Annotated in this window: 15 protein-coding genes; 3 read left to right on the top strand and 12 right to left on the bottom strand. The window is 65.0% G+C overall.

Annotation, left to right across the window (positions count from 1 at the left end):
- The first annotated feature begins 100 nt into the window (after nt 1–100).
- On the top strand, nt 101–454 hold the full coding sequence (locus tag AC07VU_RS03025; RefSeq protein ID WP_007927423.1) for a DUF6124 family protein: 354 nt from the start codon (nt 101–103) through the stop codon (nt 452–454).
- Nucleotides 455–579: 125 nt separating this feature from the next.
- On the opposite strand, the gene AC07VU_RS03020 is transcribed toward AC07VU_RS03025, so the two are convergent.
- Nucleotides 580–885, bottom strand: a complete 306-nt coding sequence (locus tag AC07VU_RS03020; RefSeq protein WP_097136505.1) for a ribbon-helix-helix domain-containing protein — start codon at nt 883–885, stop codon at nt 580–582.
- Nucleotides 886–963: 78 nt separating this feature from the next.
- Entirely contained in the window at nt 964–1,545 is a 582-nt protein-coding gene (locus tag AC07VU_RS03015; RefSeq protein ID WP_007927432.1) for a DJ-1/PfpI family protein, read from the bottom strand.
- A gap of 326 nt (nt 1,546–1,871) precedes the next feature.
- Here AC07VU_RS03015 and AC07VU_RS03010 point away from each other — a divergent pair, with 326 nt between their 5' ends.
- Entirely contained in the window at nt 1,872–2,768 is an 897-nt protein-coding gene (locus tag AC07VU_RS03010) for a DMT family transporter (RefSeq protein WP_053259896.1), read from the top strand.
- 136 nt (nt 2,769–2,904) lie between these two features.
- Here the strand turns inward: AC07VU_RS03010 and AC07VU_RS03005 are convergent, their stop codons facing one another.
- From AC07VU_RS03005 to AC07VU_RS02990, 4 genes are all read right to left on the bottom strand, one after another.
- Complete coding sequence (locus AC07VU_RS03005; RefSeq protein ID WP_007927434.1) at nt 2,905–4,122, bottom strand: class I SAM-dependent methyltransferase; 1,218 nt, start codon at nt 4,120–4,122, stop codon at nt 2,905–2,907.
- Nucleotides 4,123–4,358: 236 nt separating this feature from the next.
- Nucleotides 4,359–4,976: a TPM domain-containing protein gene (locus AC07VU_RS03000; RefSeq protein WP_007927435.1), complete on the bottom strand. Its 618-nt coding sequence runs from the start codon at nt 4,974–4,976 to the stop codon at nt 4,359–4,361.
- Nucleotides 4,977–5,005: 29 nt separating this feature from the next.
- Nucleotides 5,006–5,755: a TPM domain-containing protein gene (locus tag AC07VU_RS02995; RefSeq protein ID WP_062823442.1), complete on the bottom strand. Its 750-nt coding sequence runs from the start codon at nt 5,753–5,755 to the stop codon at nt 5,006–5,008.
- A 73-nt stretch (nt 5,756–5,828) separates the two neighbouring features.
- The gene (locus AC07VU_RS02990; protein ID WP_053259892.1) at nt 5,829–6,437 is read right to left on the bottom strand and encodes a LemA family protein; all 609 of its coding nucleotides are present in this window, start codon (nt 6,435–6,437) and stop codon (nt 5,829–5,831) included.
- Between the two features lie 253 nt (nt 6,438–6,690).
- Here AC07VU_RS02990 and bglX point away from each other — a divergent pair, with 253 nt between their 5' ends.
- Nucleotides 6,691–9,012 (top strand): beta-glucosidase BglX, encoded by a 2,322-nt coding sequence (gene bglX / locus AC07VU_RS02985; RefSeq protein WP_087089172.1) that lies wholly within the window; start codon nt 6,691–6,693, stop codon nt 9,010–9,012.
- 127 nt (nt 9,013–9,139) lie between these two features.
- Here bglX and AC07VU_RS02980 read toward each other — a convergent pair whose 3' ends face one another.
- The 6 genes from AC07VU_RS02980 to AC07VU_RS02955 form a co-directional block, all read right to left on the bottom strand.
- A complete protein-coding gene (locus AC07VU_RS02980; RefSeq protein WP_062823445.1) occupies nt 9,140–10,297 on the bottom strand; it encodes a phospholipase D-like domain-containing protein in 1,158 nt (385 codons plus the stop codon).
- A gap of 1 nt (nt 10,298) precedes the next feature.
- Nucleotides 10,299–10,889 (bottom strand): YceI family protein, encoded by a 591-nt coding sequence (locus AC07VU_RS02975; RefSeq protein ID WP_085530028.1) that lies wholly within the window; start codon nt 10,887–10,889, stop codon nt 10,299–10,301.
- Nucleotides 10,890–11,074: 185 nt separating this feature from the next.
- Nucleotides 11,075–11,842, bottom strand: a complete 768-nt coding sequence (locus AC07VU_RS02970; RefSeq protein WP_007927441.1) for an IclR family transcriptional regulator — start codon at nt 11,840–11,842, stop codon at nt 11,075–11,077.
- 86 nt (nt 11,843–11,928) lie between these two features.
- Nucleotides 11,929–13,386, bottom strand: coding sequence for an amidase (locus AC07VU_RS02965; protein ID WP_495029502.1), 1,458 nt, complete (start codon nt 13,384–13,386; stop codon nt 11,929–11,931).
- Nucleotides 13,386–14,696: a citrate-proton symporter gene (locus AC07VU_RS02960; protein WP_495029501.1), complete on the bottom strand. Its 1,311-nt coding sequence runs from the start codon at nt 14,694–14,696 to the stop codon at nt 13,386–13,388. The genes AC07VU_RS02965 and AC07VU_RS02960 overlap by 1 nt, the downstream gene beginning before the upstream one ends.
- A gap of 108 nt (nt 14,697–14,804) precedes the next feature.
- A complete protein-coding gene (locus tag AC07VU_RS02955) occupies nt 14,805–15,980 on the bottom strand; it encodes a M20 aminoacylase family protein (protein WP_495029500.1) in 1,176 nt (391 codons plus the stop codon).
- Between the last annotated feature and the right edge of the window lie 116 nt (nt 15,981–16,096).

The following is a 16,096-nucleotide window of genomic DNA, read 5'->3' as shown; positions in this document are numbered from 1 at the left end:
GGCTCTTCAGTCCCGGTCTTCCACACCTGCGTACGGCTGCCACCTTCTCATGTGGAAGTGAGATCCGGCGGTTCCTTGAACGACTGAAGAGATCAACCTCATGAAAAAGCTCGTCCCCGATCCCCCCCTGCAATCCCCTCGTAAACTGCGCGACCCGGAACTGGATCGCGCCAACGCCAGCCTGATCGCCACCTTGCAAGGCACGCGCCGCCGCCCCTTTGGCCTGCGCGATGGCCAGGGCCATCCGCTGTTCGCCGTGCAGCCCGGCGTCAATGCCGAAGACGCGCTGATGCACGTGTCCCTGCTGCTCAAATGTGCCGAGGAGGTGTCCGATGAAATCACCGAACGCGCCAGCGGCATCGAACGCGGGCTGATCTGGTCCATGGTGCATTCGGTGGAAATGGCTCGCGCAGTGGTGGATGCCCTGCTCGACGGCACCCGCCCGACCTCTTGATATGAAACGAATCCTGTAGCCGCTGCCGCAGGCTGCGATAGGTCCGCAGGACCTCAGACGGCCGCAAGATCGCTGCGCCCCTTCGGGTCGATCGCAGCCTGCGGCAGCGGCTACAGGGTGCGGGGTTATTGGGTGGCGCTGCGCACCACGCTGAGTTCCGGCGTGGCGCTGCGGCGCTGGCTCAGGTAGCGGGTGCAGCTGACCCGCAGGAACGAAGCGAAATTCACCACTTCGCCGCGGTAGTCCATCACCTCTTCGTAGAGCTTGGCGATCAGCTGGTTGGTGGTCATGCCATCGACCTCGGCGATTTCGCTGAGGATGTCCCAGAACTGGTTTTCCAGGCGCAGGGTGGTGACCACCCCGCAGATGCGCAGCGAGCGCGAACGGGACTCGTAGAGGATCGGGTCGGCTTTGACGTAGAGCTCGCACATGCTGGGCGCTCCTCCGTTGTAGGGGTAGGACGATGGCGCTGCTTCCTGACAGAAAAACAGCGCCAGTGGATCATCCGCTTACAGGGTGATTTGGGTGCCCAGCAAACCGAGGAAACCGGCCAGCCAGCTGGGGTGCGCCGGCCAGGCCGGCGCCGTCGCCAGATTGCCTTGGACGTGGCTGTCCGTCACGGGAATATCGATGTAGGTACCGCCGGCCAAGCGCACTTCCGGAGCGCAGGCCGGGTACGCACTGCACTCGCGGCCTTCGAGAATGCCCGCCGCGGCCAGCAGCTGGGCGCCGTGGCAGACGGCGGCGATCGGCTTGCCGGCCTGGTCGAAGGCTTGTACCAGTTGCAGGACTTTCTCGTTCAACCGCAGGTATTCCGGGGCGCGACCGCCGGGGATCAGCAGCGCGTCGTAATCGGCGGCCTCGACCTTGGCGAAGTCAAAATTCAGGGCGAACTGATGGCCCGGTTTTTCGCTGTAGGTCTGGTCGCCTTCGAAGTCGTGGATCGCGGTGCGCACGGTCTGCCCGGCCTTTTTGTCCGGGCACACCGCATGCACGGTGTGGCCGACCATCAGCAGCGCCTGGAACGGCACCATCACTTCGTAGTCCTCGACGTAATCGCCGACCAGCATGAGGATTTTTTTCGCGGCCATGGAGATGACTCCTCTTCAAGGGAAAACAGGAGTATTCAAGGTAGTCCCTATCCGCGGGGCCGGGTAATAACCCGGTACTACGCCTCACCCCAGAAACGCATCAATACCCCGGCCCCGTAGGAGCGAGGCTTGCCCGCGATAGAGGCAACGCGGATTACCTGGCACACCGCGTTATCGTTCATCGCGAGCAATCGAGCGTCGACCGGCCGCTCCTACAGAAGCCGAACTGTATGGATAACTCTGCGTACAGCTGTAACAGGGTGCCGCGGTGGGTTTATGGCTAGATAAGCGCACCTGCCCTTCCCCAATAAAAAACGGTTGTCATCATGTCTTCCCGCGAAAATACCGGCATGGCCCTGGGCCTGCTCGGCGTGGTTATTTTCAGCCTGACCCTGCCCTTCACCCGCATCGTGGTGCAGGAACTTCACCCACTACTCAACGGCCTGGGACGGGCGCTGTTCGCGGCGATCCCGGCGGCGCTGCTGTTGCTCTGGCGGCGGGAAAAGTGGCCGACCTGGAAGCAGATCAAGGGCCTGAGCCTGGTGATCGCCGGGGTGATCCTGGGCTTTCCGGTGCTGTCGGCCTGGGCCATGCAGACTCTGCCGGCGTCCCATGGCGCACTGGTCAACGGCCTGCAACCCTTGTGCGTGGCGCTGTACGCGGCGTGGCTGTCCCATGAGCGGCCGTCGAAAGCCTTCTGGGGCTGCGCCGCATTGGGCAGCGCCCTGGTCCTGGGCTACGCGCTGATCAGCGGCGCCGGCAGTATCCAGGCCGGCGACTTGCTGATGCTCGGGGCGATCGCGGTCGGCGGCCTGGGTTATGCCGAAGGCGGCCGGCTGGCCAGGGAGATGGGCGGCTGGCAGGTGATCTGCTGGGCGCTGGTGCTGTCGACGCCGCTGTTGATCGGCCCAGTGTGGTACCTCGCGGCACAGCATCAGGGCGCGGTCTCGGCGAAGACCTGGTGGGCCTTCGGCTACGTGGCGCTGTTCTCGCAGTTCATCGGTTTTTTTGCCTGGTACGCCGGTCTGGCCATGGGCGGCATCGCCCGGGTCAGCCAGATCCAGCTGCTGCAGATCTTTTTTACCATCGCCTTCTCGGCGCTGTTCTTCGGCGAACAGGTGGAACCGGTCACCTGGCTGTTCGCCGTCGGCGTGATCCTCACCGTGATGCTCGGGCGCAAGACCGCTGTGCGTCCGGCACCGCTGATCACCGCGAAACTGTAGCCGCTGCCGTAGGCTGCGATCGACGGCGTAGCCGGCGCAAAGGCGGTATCTCGGCCCTGTCAGATGTAGCGCGTCGCCTGGTTTGCGGCCCCTTCGGTGCCGATCGCAGCCGGCGGCAGCGGCTACAGGCGCGTGATCAGCCCAGGTAGCCGTCGGCCCGCAACAGGGTTTCCAGGCAGTGCTCGCTGATGTGGTAGAACGCCTTGAGTTCGCCGATCTTCGCCAGCAGTTGGGTCGGATCCTGGGGCTCGGCGCGTTTGACCGCGAGGATCATCTTGTTCTTGTTGGTGTGTTCCAGGGAGATGAACTCGAAGACCTTGGTCTCGTAGCCGCAGGCTTCGAGGAACAGCGCACGCAGGCTGTCGGTGACCATCTCCGCCTGCTGGCCCAGGTGCAGGCCGTATTGCAGCATCGGCTTGAGCAACGCCGGGCTCTGCATCTGCGGGCGGATCTGCTTGTGGCAGCACGGCGAGCACATGATGATCGCCGCGCCGGAACGAATGCCGGTATGGATCGCGTAGTCGGTGGCGATATCGCAGGCATGCAGGGCGATCATCACATCCAGCTCGCTCGGCGCCACGCTGCGCACATCGCCGCACTTGAACTCCAGGCCCTGATGGTCCAGGCGCGCCGCCGCGGCGTTGCACAGGGTCACCATGTCTTCGCGCAGCTCCACGCCGGTCACCTGCCCTTGCGCCTGCAAGGTGTTGCACAGGTAATCGTGGATGGCGAAGGTCAGGTAGCCCTTGCCGGAGCCGAAGTCCGCCACCCGCACCGGCTGTTGCAGATCGATCGGCGACGAGCTCAGCGCATGGCTGAAAACCTCGATGAACTTGTTGATCTGCTTCCACTTGCGCGACATCGCCGGGATCAGTTCGTGCTGCTTGTTGGTCACCCCCAGGTCGGTGAGGAACGGCCGGCTCAGCTCCAGGTAGCGGTTCTTCTCGCGGTTGTGCTCGGCGGACGGCACTTCGCGCTGCTGCTGGGCCTTGCCCTTGAACAGCGAGCTTTTGCCCTTCTTGCTGTATTCGAGCTGCACCTCATCGGTGAGCGACAGCAGGTGCGCGTTCTTGAACGACGCCGGCAGCAGCCCGGCGATCAGCGCCACGCCTTCATCGAGGGGGAAATTCTTGGTGATGTCGCGGGTCTTGTAGCGGTAGACGAAGGACAGGCACGGCTGCTCCTTGACCGTCAGTTGCTTGATGATCAGCCGCTGCAAATCCGCCTCGGCCCCCACATGCTTGGCCAGCACCAGTTTGATAAAGGCGTTCTGCGCCAGGCTGGTTTCCAGCAATTCGAGAAACTGGGCGTGATGATCCGGCGCGAGGCTGGCGGGGGTTGCGGTTGCAGACATGTAAAAGGTGCCTCGGGCGATGCGGGGTGTGAATCGGGGAATGGCGGGTATTTTAGGGGGGATGGCCCGCCGGGGCACGGAGTTATTTACCCGGCGGCGCAGAATTCCAGGCGATGGGGCCTCCTGTAGCCGCTGCCGCAGGCTGCGCAAGGTCCGCAGGACCTCCAGCGATCTTCAGAACGCCACGGCCTTGCGGCCGATCGCAGCCTGCGGCAGCGGCTACAGGAGCGGGGAAATCAGGCCAGGACCACCAGGCGGTTGGGCAGTTCGTTGCGCACATGGGTCACCGGTACATGCACCTTGAGCAGTTCGCCGCAGGCCTCGATGCAGTTGATGAAGCCTTGCAGGGTCTGCCCCTGCTTCACCTGCTGGGTGAAAGCCTGGACGATGGCGTCCCAGGTCTTGTCGTCGAGGCGCCTGGAAATGCCCTCGTCCACCAGGATTTCCACATAGCGCTCGGCTTCGCAGACGAAGATCAGCATTCCAGTGCTGCCGACGGTGTGGTGCAGGTTCTGTTCGAGAAACTGGCGGCGGGCCAGGTTCGAGGCGCGCCAGTGGCGTACCGAACGCGGAATCAGGCGGGTGGTGATCCGCGGGATGCGAAACACCAGGCAGAGCACGATAAAGGTCACCCATTGCACCAGCAGCAACAGGTGCATGCTCATCCAGCCGGTGGCGTAATGCACCACGCCCGGCACGATCAGCGCCAGCAGGCTGGCCCAGAGCAATGGGATATAGGCGTAGTCGTCGGCGCGGGCGGCCAGCACGGTGACCAGTTCGGCATCGGTCTGCTGTTCGACCCGGGCGATCGCCTCGGCGACCTGCCGTTGTTCGTACTCACTCAGTAGTGCCATGTCTTCCCATACTCATCGATTATTGTTAGTCACCAGCCGCCTGACGATCCGCCGCCGCCAAAACTACCACCGCCGCCGCTGAAGCCCCCACCGCCTCCGCCGCCAAAACCGCCCCCGCCGAAGCCTCCGGAACCGCCACGCCCGCCGCCACCGCTGGGCAGGATGCCAAGCAACTGGCAGACGAAGATCGTCACGATAAACAGCAGCACCAGGAACACCAGCGCGCCGGGATGCCGCTCGAAGAACTCACTGCCGCGCTCGCCGCCACCGTCATAGGCAGCGCTCGGTTCGTCCAGTGGATTGCCGCCCAGCACCAGCAGCATGGCCGATACGCCATCACTGATGCCCTTGCTAAAATGGCCGGCCTTGAAGGCCGGGGTGATGACCTGGTTGATGATCACCGAACTTTGCGCGTCGGTCAGGCGATCTTCCAGGCCGTAACCGACTTCGATGCGCAGCTTGCGATCGTCGCGGGCGACGATCAACAAGGCGCCGTTGTTCTTGTCCTTCTGGCCGATGCCCCAGTAGCGCCCCAGCTGATAGCCGAAGTCCTCGATGCTGGTGCCTTGCAGGTCCGGCAGGGTCACGACCACCACCTGCTCGCCGGTGGACTGTTCGTGGGAGGCCAGCTCCTGGGTCAGTTGCTGGCGCACCGCCGGCTCGATCATCTGGGCGTTGTCCACCACCCGCCCGCTCAGCGCCGGGAACTTCAGCTCGGCCTGGGCCGTTATCGCCAACACCCAGAGCAACAGCACCACACCCACTCTCAACACGCGCATTGGAACCTCATCCGTGGTAACGCCGGGGCGGATCCCGCGGTCGCTCGCACGATCCGCGGGTAGCCGCAGCTGATCAGAACTTCACTTCTGGCGCTTTGTCGGCGTCGGGGCTGGTGGCCTCGAAGGTCTCGCGCACCTGCAGGTTGCTGTACATCACGCTGTGCCACAGGCGGCCGGGGAAGGTACGGATCTCGGTGTTGTACTTCTGCACCGCGAGGATGAAATCGCGACGCGCCACGGCGATGCGGTTCTCGGTGCCTTCGAGCTGCGACTGCAGGGCCAGGAAGTTCTGGTTGGCCTTGAGGTCCGGATACCGCTCGGACACCACCATCAAACGGCTCAAGGCGCCGGTCAGCTGGTCCTGGGCCTGCTGGAACTGCTTGAGTTTTTCCGGGTTGTCCAGGGTGCTGGCATCGACCTGGATCGACGTGGCCTTGGCCCGCGCCTCGATCACCGCGGTCAGGGTCTCCTGTTCGTGCTTGGCGTAGCCCTTGACCGTTTCCACCAGGTTGGGGATCAGGTCGGCGCGACGCTGGTACTGGTTCTGGACCTGACCCCAGGCCGCCTTGGCCTGTTCGTCGAGGGTCGGGATGTTGTTGATCCCGCAGCCGCTGAGCAGGCTGCCGAGCAGCAGCAATGCCATCACGGGCCAGCTTGAGCGAAGGCTCTGTCGTACGTTCATGGTGGTGACGCTCCTTGCAACCTAGGGGATGGAACCTGTAACCCTTTGAATCGAGTGCATCGGGCATAATCTGCCGCCACCACTGGATTGCATCGGGCCAATCGGCTAAAAGATGCCCAGCGCGAAAAAGAGTTCAGAAGTGTGCTGCATTTATCCGAACAACAATAGTCGTTCCTTTATTGGCCGCTCCCCCATTTTCGGCCGCTCGACGCGTACTGATCGCGTCTGTTTTAGGCCCTAGAGAACAATATTCATGAAGAAGCTGTGTTTGCTGGGTTTGCTGATCAGCCTGGCCAGTCACCCTGCCCTCGCCGCCGCCACGCCGGTATCGGCCCAGGAAAAACCCTTTTCGGACGCGGTCCTGCAGAACAAGGACGCTTTCATCGACAACCTGCTCAAGCAGATGACCCTGGATGAAAAGATCGGCCAGTTGCGCCTGATCAGCATCGGTCCGGAAATGCCCCGCGAACTGATCCGCAAGGAAATCGCCGCCGGGCGCATCGGCGGCACCTTCAACTCCATCTCCCGCCCGGAAAACCGGCCAATGCAGGACGCGGCCATGCGCAGCCGGCTGAAGATCCCGATGTTCTTCGCCTATGACGTGATCCACGGCCACCGCACAATCTTCCCGATCCCCCTGGCCCTGGCGTCGAGCTGGGACATGGACGCCATCGGCCGCTCCGGGCGCATCGCCGCCCAGGAAGCCAGCGCCGACAGCCTGGACATCACCTTCGCGCCCATGGTCGATATCTCCCGCGACCCACGCTGGGGCCGCACCTCCGAAGGCTTCGGCGAAGACACCTACCTGGTCTCGCGCATCGCCAAGGTCATGGTCAAGGCCTACCAGGGCGACAGCCCGAAGAACGCCGACAGCATCATGGCCAGCGTCAAGCACTTCGCCCTGTACGGCGCGGTGGAAGGCGGTCGCGACTACAACGTCGTCGACATGAGCCCGGTGAAGATGTACCAGGACTACCTGCCGCCCTACCGCGCCGCGATCGACGCCGGTGCCGGCGGGGTAATGGTGGCGCTGAACTCGATCAACGGCGTGCCGGCCACCTCCAACACCTGGCTGATGAACGACCTGCTGCGCAAGGAGTGGGGCTTCAAGGGCCTGGCGGTGAGCGACCACGGCGCCATCGTCGAACTGATGCGCCACGGCGTCGCCAAGGACGGCCGCGAAGCCGCCAAGCTGGCGATCAAGGCCGGCATCGACATGAGCATGAACGACTCGCTGTACGCCAAGGAACTGCCGGGGCTGATCAAGTCCGGCGACGTCAGCCAGCGCGACCTGGACAACGCCGTGCGCGAAGTGCTGGCCGCCAAGTACGACATGGGCCTGTTCGCCAACCCCTACCTGCGCATCGGCAAGGCCGAAGAAGACCCGGCCGACACCAACGCCGAAAGCCGCCTGCACCGCAGCGATGCCCGCGATGTGGCGCGCCGCAGCCTGGTGCTGCTGAAGAACGCCAATGAAACCCTGCCGCTGAAAAAGGCCGGCAAGATCGCCCTGGTCGGCCCGCTGGCCAAGGCGCCGATCGACATGATGGGCAGTTGGGCCGCCGCCGGCGTGCCGGCGCAATCAGTCACCCTGTTCGACGGCATGAGCCGCGCCCTGGGCGACCAGGCGCAACTGATCTACGCCCGTGGTTCGAACATCACCGCCGACAAGGCGGTGGTCGACTACCTGAACTTCCTCAACTTCGATGCCCCGGAAGTGGTGGACGACCCGCGCCCGGCCCAGCAGTTGATCGACGAAGCGGTAAAGGCCGCGCAGCAGGCTGACGTGGTGGTGGCGGCGGTGGGCGAATCGCGGGGCATGTCCCACGAATCCTCCAGCCGTACCGACCTGCACATCCCGGCCAGCCAGCGCGAGCTGATCAAGGCCCTCAAGGCCACCGGCAAGCCGCTGGTGCTGGTGCTGATGAACGGCCGGCCACTGGCGCTGCTCGACGAGAACGAACAGGCCGACGCGATCCTGGAAACCTGGTTCAGCGGCACCGAAGGCGGCAACGCCATCGCCGATGTGCTGTTCGGCGACTACAACCCGTCCGGCAAGCTGCCGATCACCTTCCCGCGTTCGGTGGGGCAGATCCCGACCTACTACAACCACCTGACCATTGGCCGGCCGTTCACCCCGGGCAAGCCAGGCAACTACACCTCGCAGTATTTCGACGACATCACCGGTCCCCTGTTTCCGTTCGGTTATGGCCTGAGCTACACCACCTTCAGCCTGTCGGACATGGCCCTGTCGTCGACCACCCTGAACAAGAGCGGCAAGCTCGACGCCAGCGTGACCCTGAAGAACACCGGCAAGCGCGACGGCGAAACCGTGGTGCAGCTGTACATCCAGGACGTCGCCGGCTCCATGATCCGCCCGATCAAGGAACTGAAAAACTTCCAGAAAGTGCAGCTCAAGGCCGGCGAACAGAAGGTGATCCACTTCAGCATCAGCGAAGACGACCTGAAGTTCTACAACGCCCAGCTCAAGTACGCCGCGGAACCGGGCGAGTTCAAGGTCGAGATCGGCCTGGACTCCCGGGACGTCAAGCAACAGAGCTTCGAACTGCTGTAACCCTCCCCCTCGGCCTCGCTCCTGCCCCCCATGTAGGAGCGAGGCTTGCCCGCGATAGCGATTCTGCTGACACACCGCGTTGCCCGTATCGCCAGCAAGCTTGGCTCCTACAGAACGCCGGGCCGGCTCAGTCGCGGCGATTGAGCAGGTTGACCACCAGTCGGTCCACCCAGCCCCAGATCCGCTGCTTGACCCGCCGCCACAGCGGGCGGTTCTTCCAGGCTTCGAGGCTGACTTCCTGGCTCTGGTCGAAGTCGGCGAGGAAGCTTGCAACCACCGCATCGGTGAGCGGCATGTCGAGGGCTTCGAGGTTGGCCTCGAGGTTGAAGCGCAGGTTCCAGTGATCGAAATTGCACGAGCCGATGCTCACCCAATCGTCGATCAGCACCATCTTCAGGTGCAGGAAACGCGGCTGGTATTCGAAGATCTTCACCCCGGCCCGCAGCAGGCGCGGGTAATAACGATGCCCGGCATAACGCACCGACGGGTGATCGGTGCGCGGCCCGGTCAGCAGCAGGCGCACGTCCACTCCGCGCCCGGCGGCACGGCGCAGTGAGCGGCGGACCTTCCAGGTCGGCAGGAAATACGGGGTCGCCAGCCAGATTCGCCGTTGCCCGCTGTTCAGCGCGCGCACCAGCGATTGCAGAATATCCCGGTGTTGCCGGGCGTCGGCATAGGCCACCCGGCCCATGCCCTCGCCCTGGGCCGGCACCCGCGGCAGGCGTGGCAAGCCGAAGTTCGACGCCGGCTTCCAGGCGGTGCGATGGCGGTTGGCGATCCACTGCCGGTCGAACAGCATCTGCCAGTCGAGCACCAGCGGGCCGCTGATTTCCACCATGACCTCATGCCAGTCGCAGCTGTCCTGCAGCGGGTTCCAGAATTCATCGGTCACCCCGGTGCCGCCGACCACTGCCAGTTCCTGATCCACCAGCAACAGTTTGCGATGGTCGCGATACAGGTTGCGCACCCCGCGGCGCCAGCTCAGGCGATTGTAGAAGCGCAGTTCGACCCCGGCGCCCGTCAGGCGCTGGCGCAGGCCCAGGGTGAAGGCCAGGCTGCCGTAGTCGTCGAACAGGCAACGCACCCGCACCCCGCGCTCCGCGGCCTGGGTCAGGGCCTGGACCATGGCTTCGGCACAGGCGCCCGCCTCCACCAGGTACAGCTCCAGTTCCACCTGCTCACGGGCACGGGCGATCGCCACCAGCATCCGCGGGAAAAAACTCGGACCGTCGATCAGCAACTCGAAACGATTGCCTTCACGCCAGGGAAAGACCGCGCCCGCCATATCAGCGCGCCGTGAAGATCAGCACCGCACCCACCGGCACCGACAGACTGATCGCCGACAGGCCGGCCGCCTTGCGCAGGGTTTCGAGCCCCGGCACCAGGTCGAAATCGGCGGCGTTGAGCATCAACGGCTCCAGGGTCACCACCTGGAAACGCCGATCGTCCAGGCGCGTGGCCAGCAGTTCGGCGCTGTATTCATGCTGTTTGCCGTGCAGGGTGACATTGACCGGCAAACGCAGCTCGATCTGCGCGCCGGGCGCCAGGTCGTTGATTGGACGCAGGTTGATCTGTGCGTTGATCAGGGCATCCGGATGCCGCTCGATCTCGAACAGCTCCTTGCGCATGCGCTCGTCGCGCAGCGGAATCCCGCTGTTGATCGAGTCCAGCTCGACTTCCAGCTGCGCCATGCCCTTGGCGTCGACCTTGCCGTGCAGGACCAGGAAACGATGGACTTCCGAAACATTGGCGTTTTTGGTGGTGACGAACGACAGGCGCGAGGACTCGTTGTCCAGGTACCAGTTGGCCTGGGCCGGCCAGGCCGCGCAGGCCAGCAGCAAAGCGCCCAGGGCTTTGGGGAAAGAAGCGTTGAACATGGAAGACTCATGGGGTCGAGAAATCTGAGCCGAACCTTAACCGGCCCGCGTGCGCTTGCAAACAGCGACCAGCCCCGAACGGTGAATTCCGTAGCCGCTGGCGCAGGCTGCGAAAGGTCCGCAGGACCTCCTGCGCCCGCGAGAATGTCACGGCCGTGCCGGCCGATCGCAGCCTGCGGCAGCGGCTACAGGCTGCGCTCGACATCGTGGACAGTCGCCGCGAGGCTGTCCAGGTGCAAACTCAGCACCCGCTCCACCGGCGCCTGGTCCATCGGCCAGTGCAGGGCCATGCTGCCCACCAGCCGGCCCTGGTCACGAATCGGCAAGGCCACGGCGCGGATCAGGAACGGCAGCCGCACCGGGTACTCCCAATAACCTTCGGTGCGCTGGCCGAACCCTTGATGCTGGGATTGTTCGCAGGCGCGGTACTGGTCCTCCTGGGGCACCCGCTCGCGGACGGCCAGGCGCTGGACCTGCTCGTGATCCAGCTCGGCCAGGCACGCCTTGCCCATCGCCGAATGGAACAGGCTCGAATAGTGGCCGACGATCTGGCAGTTATGCGGATAACGCTTGCGCAGTACCGCCGGGATCGAGCTTTCCATGACCTCCAGGCGCTCGCCGTCGAAACACGACAGGTCGACCACCAGCCCGGTGCGCTCGCTCAACGCCTGCAACCAGGGCGCGGCGCGCTCCACCAGTTGCCGCTTGAAGCGTTGCTGCTGGTCGCCGAACAGCCGCCTGGCGCACAGCCGGTAGCGCCGGTCGCTCAGGCCGCGATAGATCCAGCCCTGCTCCTGCAACGTCAGGAGCATGCGCGACACCGTGGCCTTGGGCAGCGCCGTCAGGTAGTGCAGCTCCTCCAGGCCCAGGGCCTGGTGCTGGCCCAGCAATTCGACGATCGCCAACGCCCGTTCGACCGAACGCACACTGCCGGTTTCTACCTTGCTGGCCATATGCCGACCTCCCTGATAAGCGGATGGATGAGCGTTTTACGCAGCAAGATGCGGGCCCGATAAACCCGCACACCCCGGTTCGAGGGTTACAACGGATAACCCGGCGGCCGGCGCCTGACCCACTGCGTCAGTTGTTCGTGGGCATGACCGAGCTGCAACACCGCCCAGTCGGCCTGGGCCGGGCCGATGATCTGCATGCCCATGGGCAAGCCCGCCGGATTGAAGCCGACCGGCACGCTGAGGCTCGGCAGGCCGGCCAGGGTCGGGCCGATCACCACTTCCATCCAGCGATGGTAAGTGTCCATTTCCCGCCCTCCGACAAGTCGCGGCCAAGGCACCCCTGCATCGAAAGGGAACACTTGGGCACTGGGCAACAGCAGGAAATCGTAACGCTCGAACAATCGCTCCAGGGCCCGGTACCAGTCGCTGCGAATCTGCGAGGCCTGGTAGACATCCGCCGCGCTCAAGCGCAGCCCGCCCTCGACTTCCCACTGCGCCTCGGGTTTGAGCAGCTGGCGCTTCTGCGGGTCGGCATACAGCGGCCCCAGGTTGCCCTGGACCAGCCAATGCCGGTGCACCAGCCAGCACTGCCACAGCGCCGCCATGGAAAACGCCGGCTGGCAGGCCTCGACCTCGCAGCCCAGCTGGCGAAAATCCCCCAGCGCCGACTCGCACAGCGCCAGCACGCCATCGTCCATGGCCAGATAGCCGTCGTAGTCCCCCAGCCAGCCCACACGCGTGCCGCGAAAGTCCCGCTGCAAGGGCTCGTTGAAGATCGCCGGGTCGTCCTTGAGCGACAGGGGCACCCGCGGGTCGTACCCGGCCTGGGTGGCCAGCAGACGCGCGATATCGGCCACGCTGCGGCCCATCGGGCCCTCGGTGGCCAGTTGCTGGACGAACAGCTCCGGTGCCGGGCCGTGGGGCACCCGGCCCTGGGACGGGCGCAGGCCGAAGACATTGTTGAAGGCCGCCGGGTTGCGCAACGAGCCCATCATGTCGCTGCCATCGGCCACCGGCAGCATGCGCAGCGCCAGGGCCACCGCCGCCCCGCCACTGCTGCCGCCGGCATTCAACGTCGGGTCGTAGGCATTGCCGGTGGTGCCGAACACCTTGTTGTAGGTCTGCGAGCCCAGGCCGAACTCCGGCACGTTGCTCTTGCCGACGATGATTGCCCCGCTGGCCCGGACCCGCTCCACGCAAATGGCGTCATGGACCGGGATCTGTTCGGCGAACAGCGGCGAGCCCAGGGTCGTGCGCAGCCCGGCGGTGGCCGCCAGGTCCTTGATCGCCTGGGGCATGCCGTGCATCCAGCCCAGGGACTGGCCCCGGTCCAGCTGGCGGTCGCGCGCCTCGGCCTCGGCCAGCAGTACCTGGCGCTCGCGCAGGGACACCAGAGCATTGACCCGGGGGTTGCAGCGCTCGATCCGGTCCAGGTAGGCCGACATCACTTCGCGGCAGGAAAACCTGCGGGCGTGGATCGCCCGGGACAGCTCGACGGCGCCCAGCTCGACAATAGGTCCAAGGTCTTGTATTGCGATATCCATCAAGGCTTCACCCCGAAATTCAGTGTGCTCGGTTTCTTCTCTTTGGGTGCCTCATGCAGGCAATAAGTGCCCAGCAGCGTCAACACGCAGGCAAACAAGACATAAAACGCCGGAGCCACCGGGGTGCCCAGTACCTTGCTGAGCCAGGTCACGATCAGCGGGGCAAAACCGCCGAAGACCATGACCGACACGTTGTAAGCCACCGACACCCCGGTGGAACGCACCTGCACCGGGAACTGTTCGGCCAGCGCCGTCGGCGCCGGGCCAAAGAAACCGCCGATGGCGCTGCACAGCAGTACCTGCATCACCAGCAGGCGCTCGATCGAGGGCGCCGCGGCGACCCAGACGTACAGCGGGTACACCATGACGAAAAACGCCAGGGTGAAGGCCAGCAACACCGGGCGCCGCCCCAGCCGGTCCGACAGGGCGCCGGACAACGGAATCACCACCGTCATCAGCGCCACCGCGAACATCTGCACCAGCAACACCTGGTCCAGCGGCAAGCCGAGGTTCTTGTGGGCGAAGGTCGGCATGTTCACCAGCACCACGTAGAACGACACCGTCGCCCCGCAGGCCAGGCCCATGGACACCAGGATGCTGCGCCGGTGCTCGCGCAGCACCTGCATCAGGCCCGGGCCGTTGCCGCGCACCTGCCTGCGGGCCTCGACGAAGGCTTCCGGCTCTTCCATGTACTTGCGGATCCACAGGCCCACCGGGCCGATCAGCAAGCCGATGACGAACGGCAGGCGCCAGCCCCACAGATCGAGGTCCTCGGGCGAGAACAGATGGGTGACCAGCGCCACCATCGCCGCCCCGGAGAACACCGCCAGGCATTGCCCGACCAATTGCCAGGAACCGTACAGGCCCTTGCGGTGCGCCGGCGCGCTTTCCACCAGGAAGGCCGTGGCACTGGCGTATTCGCCGCCGGTGGCGAAGCCCTGCAGCATGCGCGCGACGACGATCATCAGCGGCGCGCCCATGCCGATGGCCGCGTAGTTGGGGGCAAAGGCGATCAGGGCGATGGAGACTGTCATCAAGCGGATGATCAGTTGCATGGCCGCCTTGCGGCCTTTGCGGTCGGAATACATGCCCAGCAGGATGCCGCCCACCGGGCGCATGAAAAAGCCCACGCCAAAGGTGGCCAGGGCCATCAGCAACGAGGCGTACTCGTCGTCGGAGGGAAAAAACTGCCGGGCGATGATGCTGGCCAGAAAGCCGTAGACGATGAAGTCGTACCACTCCAGGGCGTTGCCGATCACCGCGGCGACCACTTGCCGGGTACGCGAAACACTGGATTTCGAGGTGTGCATGAGCGCTGTCCTTCTATTCTTGTCGGGCCTCTCGGGTAACGAGTCGGCCCCTTATGGGAAGTGCCGGGCGCCACGGCGCCCGATTCAGCGGCAGAAGAAAGGGAGAACTCAGGCCGGCTCGAGCCAGCTCTCGGCCAGCGCGGCCCAATAGGCGGCGCCGGTCAGCAGGATGTCGTCGTTGAAGTCATAGCCGGGGTTGTGAACCATCGGCCGGGACAGGCCGTTGCCGATAAACAGGTAGCTGCCGGGGCAGCGCTGCAGCATCCAGGCGAAGTCTTCACTGCCCATCAGCTTGCGCGTGTTGCCGTCGACCGCCTGCTCGCCCAGCAGCGCCACCCCGACCTGACGGGCGAATTCGGTCTGCTCCGGGCTGTTGACCAGCACCGGATAGGCCGGGCGGTGTTCGATGCTGGCCGAGCAGCCGAAGCTCTGGGCCTGGGTGTGGATGATCGCCTTGACCCGTTCGAGCATCTGCTCGCGCACTGGCGCGTTCAGCGCCCGCAGGCTCAGGCGCAGCAGCGCCTGTTGCGGGATGACGTTGGCCGCCTCGCCGGCCTGCAGCGCACCGACCGTCACCACCGCCGCCTCCTGGGCATCGATGTTGCGCGCCACCACGGTTTGCAAGGCCATCACCACACTGGCCGCGGCCACCAGCGGGTCGACCGTCAGGTGCGGCATCGAACCGTGCCCACCCACGCCTTCGAGGGTCACGGTGAGCAGGTCCTGGGAGGCCATCATCGGCCCTTGACGAAAACCCAGGTGGCCGGCCGGCAGCCCCGGCATGTTGTGCATGCCGAACAACGCGTCGCAGGGGAAACGCTCCAGCAGGCCGTCGGCGAGCATCGCTTCGGCGCCGCCCTGGCCTTCTTCGGCCGGCTGGAAAATCAGGGTCAGGGTGCCGTCGAACTGGCGCGTGGCCGCCAGGTAACGCGCCGCGCCGAGGAGCATGGCAGTGTGGCCATCGTGCCCGCAGGCATGCATGCAACCGCTGTGGCGGCTGCTGTAGGCCACGCCGCTGTTCTCGATGATCGGCAAGGCGTCCATGTCGGCGCGCAGGCCAAGCCTGCGCGGGCTGTTGCCATTGCGCAGCACAGCGACCACGCCGGTCTTGCCGATGCCGCTATGCACTTGGTAACCCCACTCCTCCAGGTAGCGGGCGACCAGCGCCGAGGTGCGGTTCTCCTCGAAACCGAGTTCGGGATGGGCGTGGATGTCCTGGCGCACGGCGCGCAGGTCGCTGGCGACGTCGTCGAGCCAGGCAAAGATATGCGGGAAACGGGTCATGACGTATCTCCTCGGGCCGGGTGTAATCCCGTTCTTTTTTTCGGAGCGTCTCACGGTGCGGCAAGGCGTGATCGCGGCGTGCCCTCAGATAACCGCGAGCCGCCTGCCGCGACAAT

The sequence above is a fragment of the Pseudomonas sp. GW821-FHT02B10 genome, from assembly GCF_059421865.1.
Note: the sequence above shows the minus strand (reverse complement) of the source record. Positions and strands in the feature narration are given on the sequence as shown.

Bases quoted from the DNA above. Each gene is read 5' to 3' on its own strand.
- AC07VU_RS02955 (WP_495029500.1), bottom strand. From the start codon at position 15,980: ATGACCCGTTTCCCGCATATCTTTGCCTGGCTCGACGACGTCGCCAGC.
- AC07VU_RS02995 (WP_062823442.1), bottom strand. From the start codon at position 5,755: ATGCGCGTGTTGAGAGTGGGTGTGGTGCTGTTGCTCTGGGTGTTGGCG.
- AC07VU_RS03005 (WP_007927434.1), bottom strand. From the start codon at position 4,122: ATGTCTGCAACCGCAACCCCCGCCAGCCTCGCGCCGGATCATCACGCC.
- AC07VU_RS03000 (WP_007927435.1), bottom strand. From the start codon at position 4,976: ATGGCACTACTGAGTGAGTACGAACAACGGCAGGTCGCCGAGGCGATC.
- AC07VU_RS02975 (WP_085530028.1), bottom strand. From the start codon at position 10,889: ATGTTCAACGCTTCTTTCCCCAAAGCCCTGGGCGCTTTGCTGCTGGCC.
- AC07VU_RS02980 (WP_062823445.1), bottom strand. From the start codon at position 10,297: ATGGCGGGCGCGGTCTTTCCCTGGCGTGAAGGCAATCGTTTCGAGTTG.
- AC07VU_RS02960 (WP_495029501.1), bottom strand. From the start codon at position 14,696: ATGCACACCTCGAAATCCAGTGTTTCGCGTACCCGGCAAGTGGTCGCC.
- bglX (WP_087089172.1), top strand. From the start codon at position 6,691: ATGAAGAAGCTGTGTTTGCTGGGTTTGCTGATCAGCCTGGCCAGTCAC.
- AC07VU_RS03010 (WP_053259896.1), top strand. From the start codon at position 1,872: ATGTCTTCCCGCGAAAATACCGGCATGGCCCTGGGCCTGCTCGGCGTG.
- AC07VU_RS03015 (WP_007927432.1), bottom strand. From the start codon at position 1,545: ATGGCCGCGAAAAAAATCCTCATGCTGGTCGGCGATTACGTCGAGGAC.
- AC07VU_RS02990 (WP_053259892.1), bottom strand. From the start codon at position 6,437: ATGAACGTACGACAGAGCCTTCGCTCAAGCTGGCCCGTGATGGCATTG.
- AC07VU_RS02965 (WP_495029502.1), bottom strand. From the start codon at position 13,386: ATGGATATCGCAATACAAGACCTTGGACCTATTGTCGAGCTGGGCGCC.
- AC07VU_RS03025 (WP_007927423.1), top strand. From the start codon at position 101: ATGAAAAAGCTCGTCCCCGATCCCCCCCTGCAATCCCCTCGTAAACTG.
- AC07VU_RS02970 (WP_007927441.1), bottom strand. From the start codon at position 11,842: ATGGCCAGCAAGGTAGAAACCGGCAGTGTGCGTTCGGTCGAACGGGCG.
- AC07VU_RS03020 (WP_097136505.1), bottom strand. From the start codon at position 885: ATGTGCGAGCTCTACGTCAAAGCCGACCCGATCCTCTACGAGTCCCGT.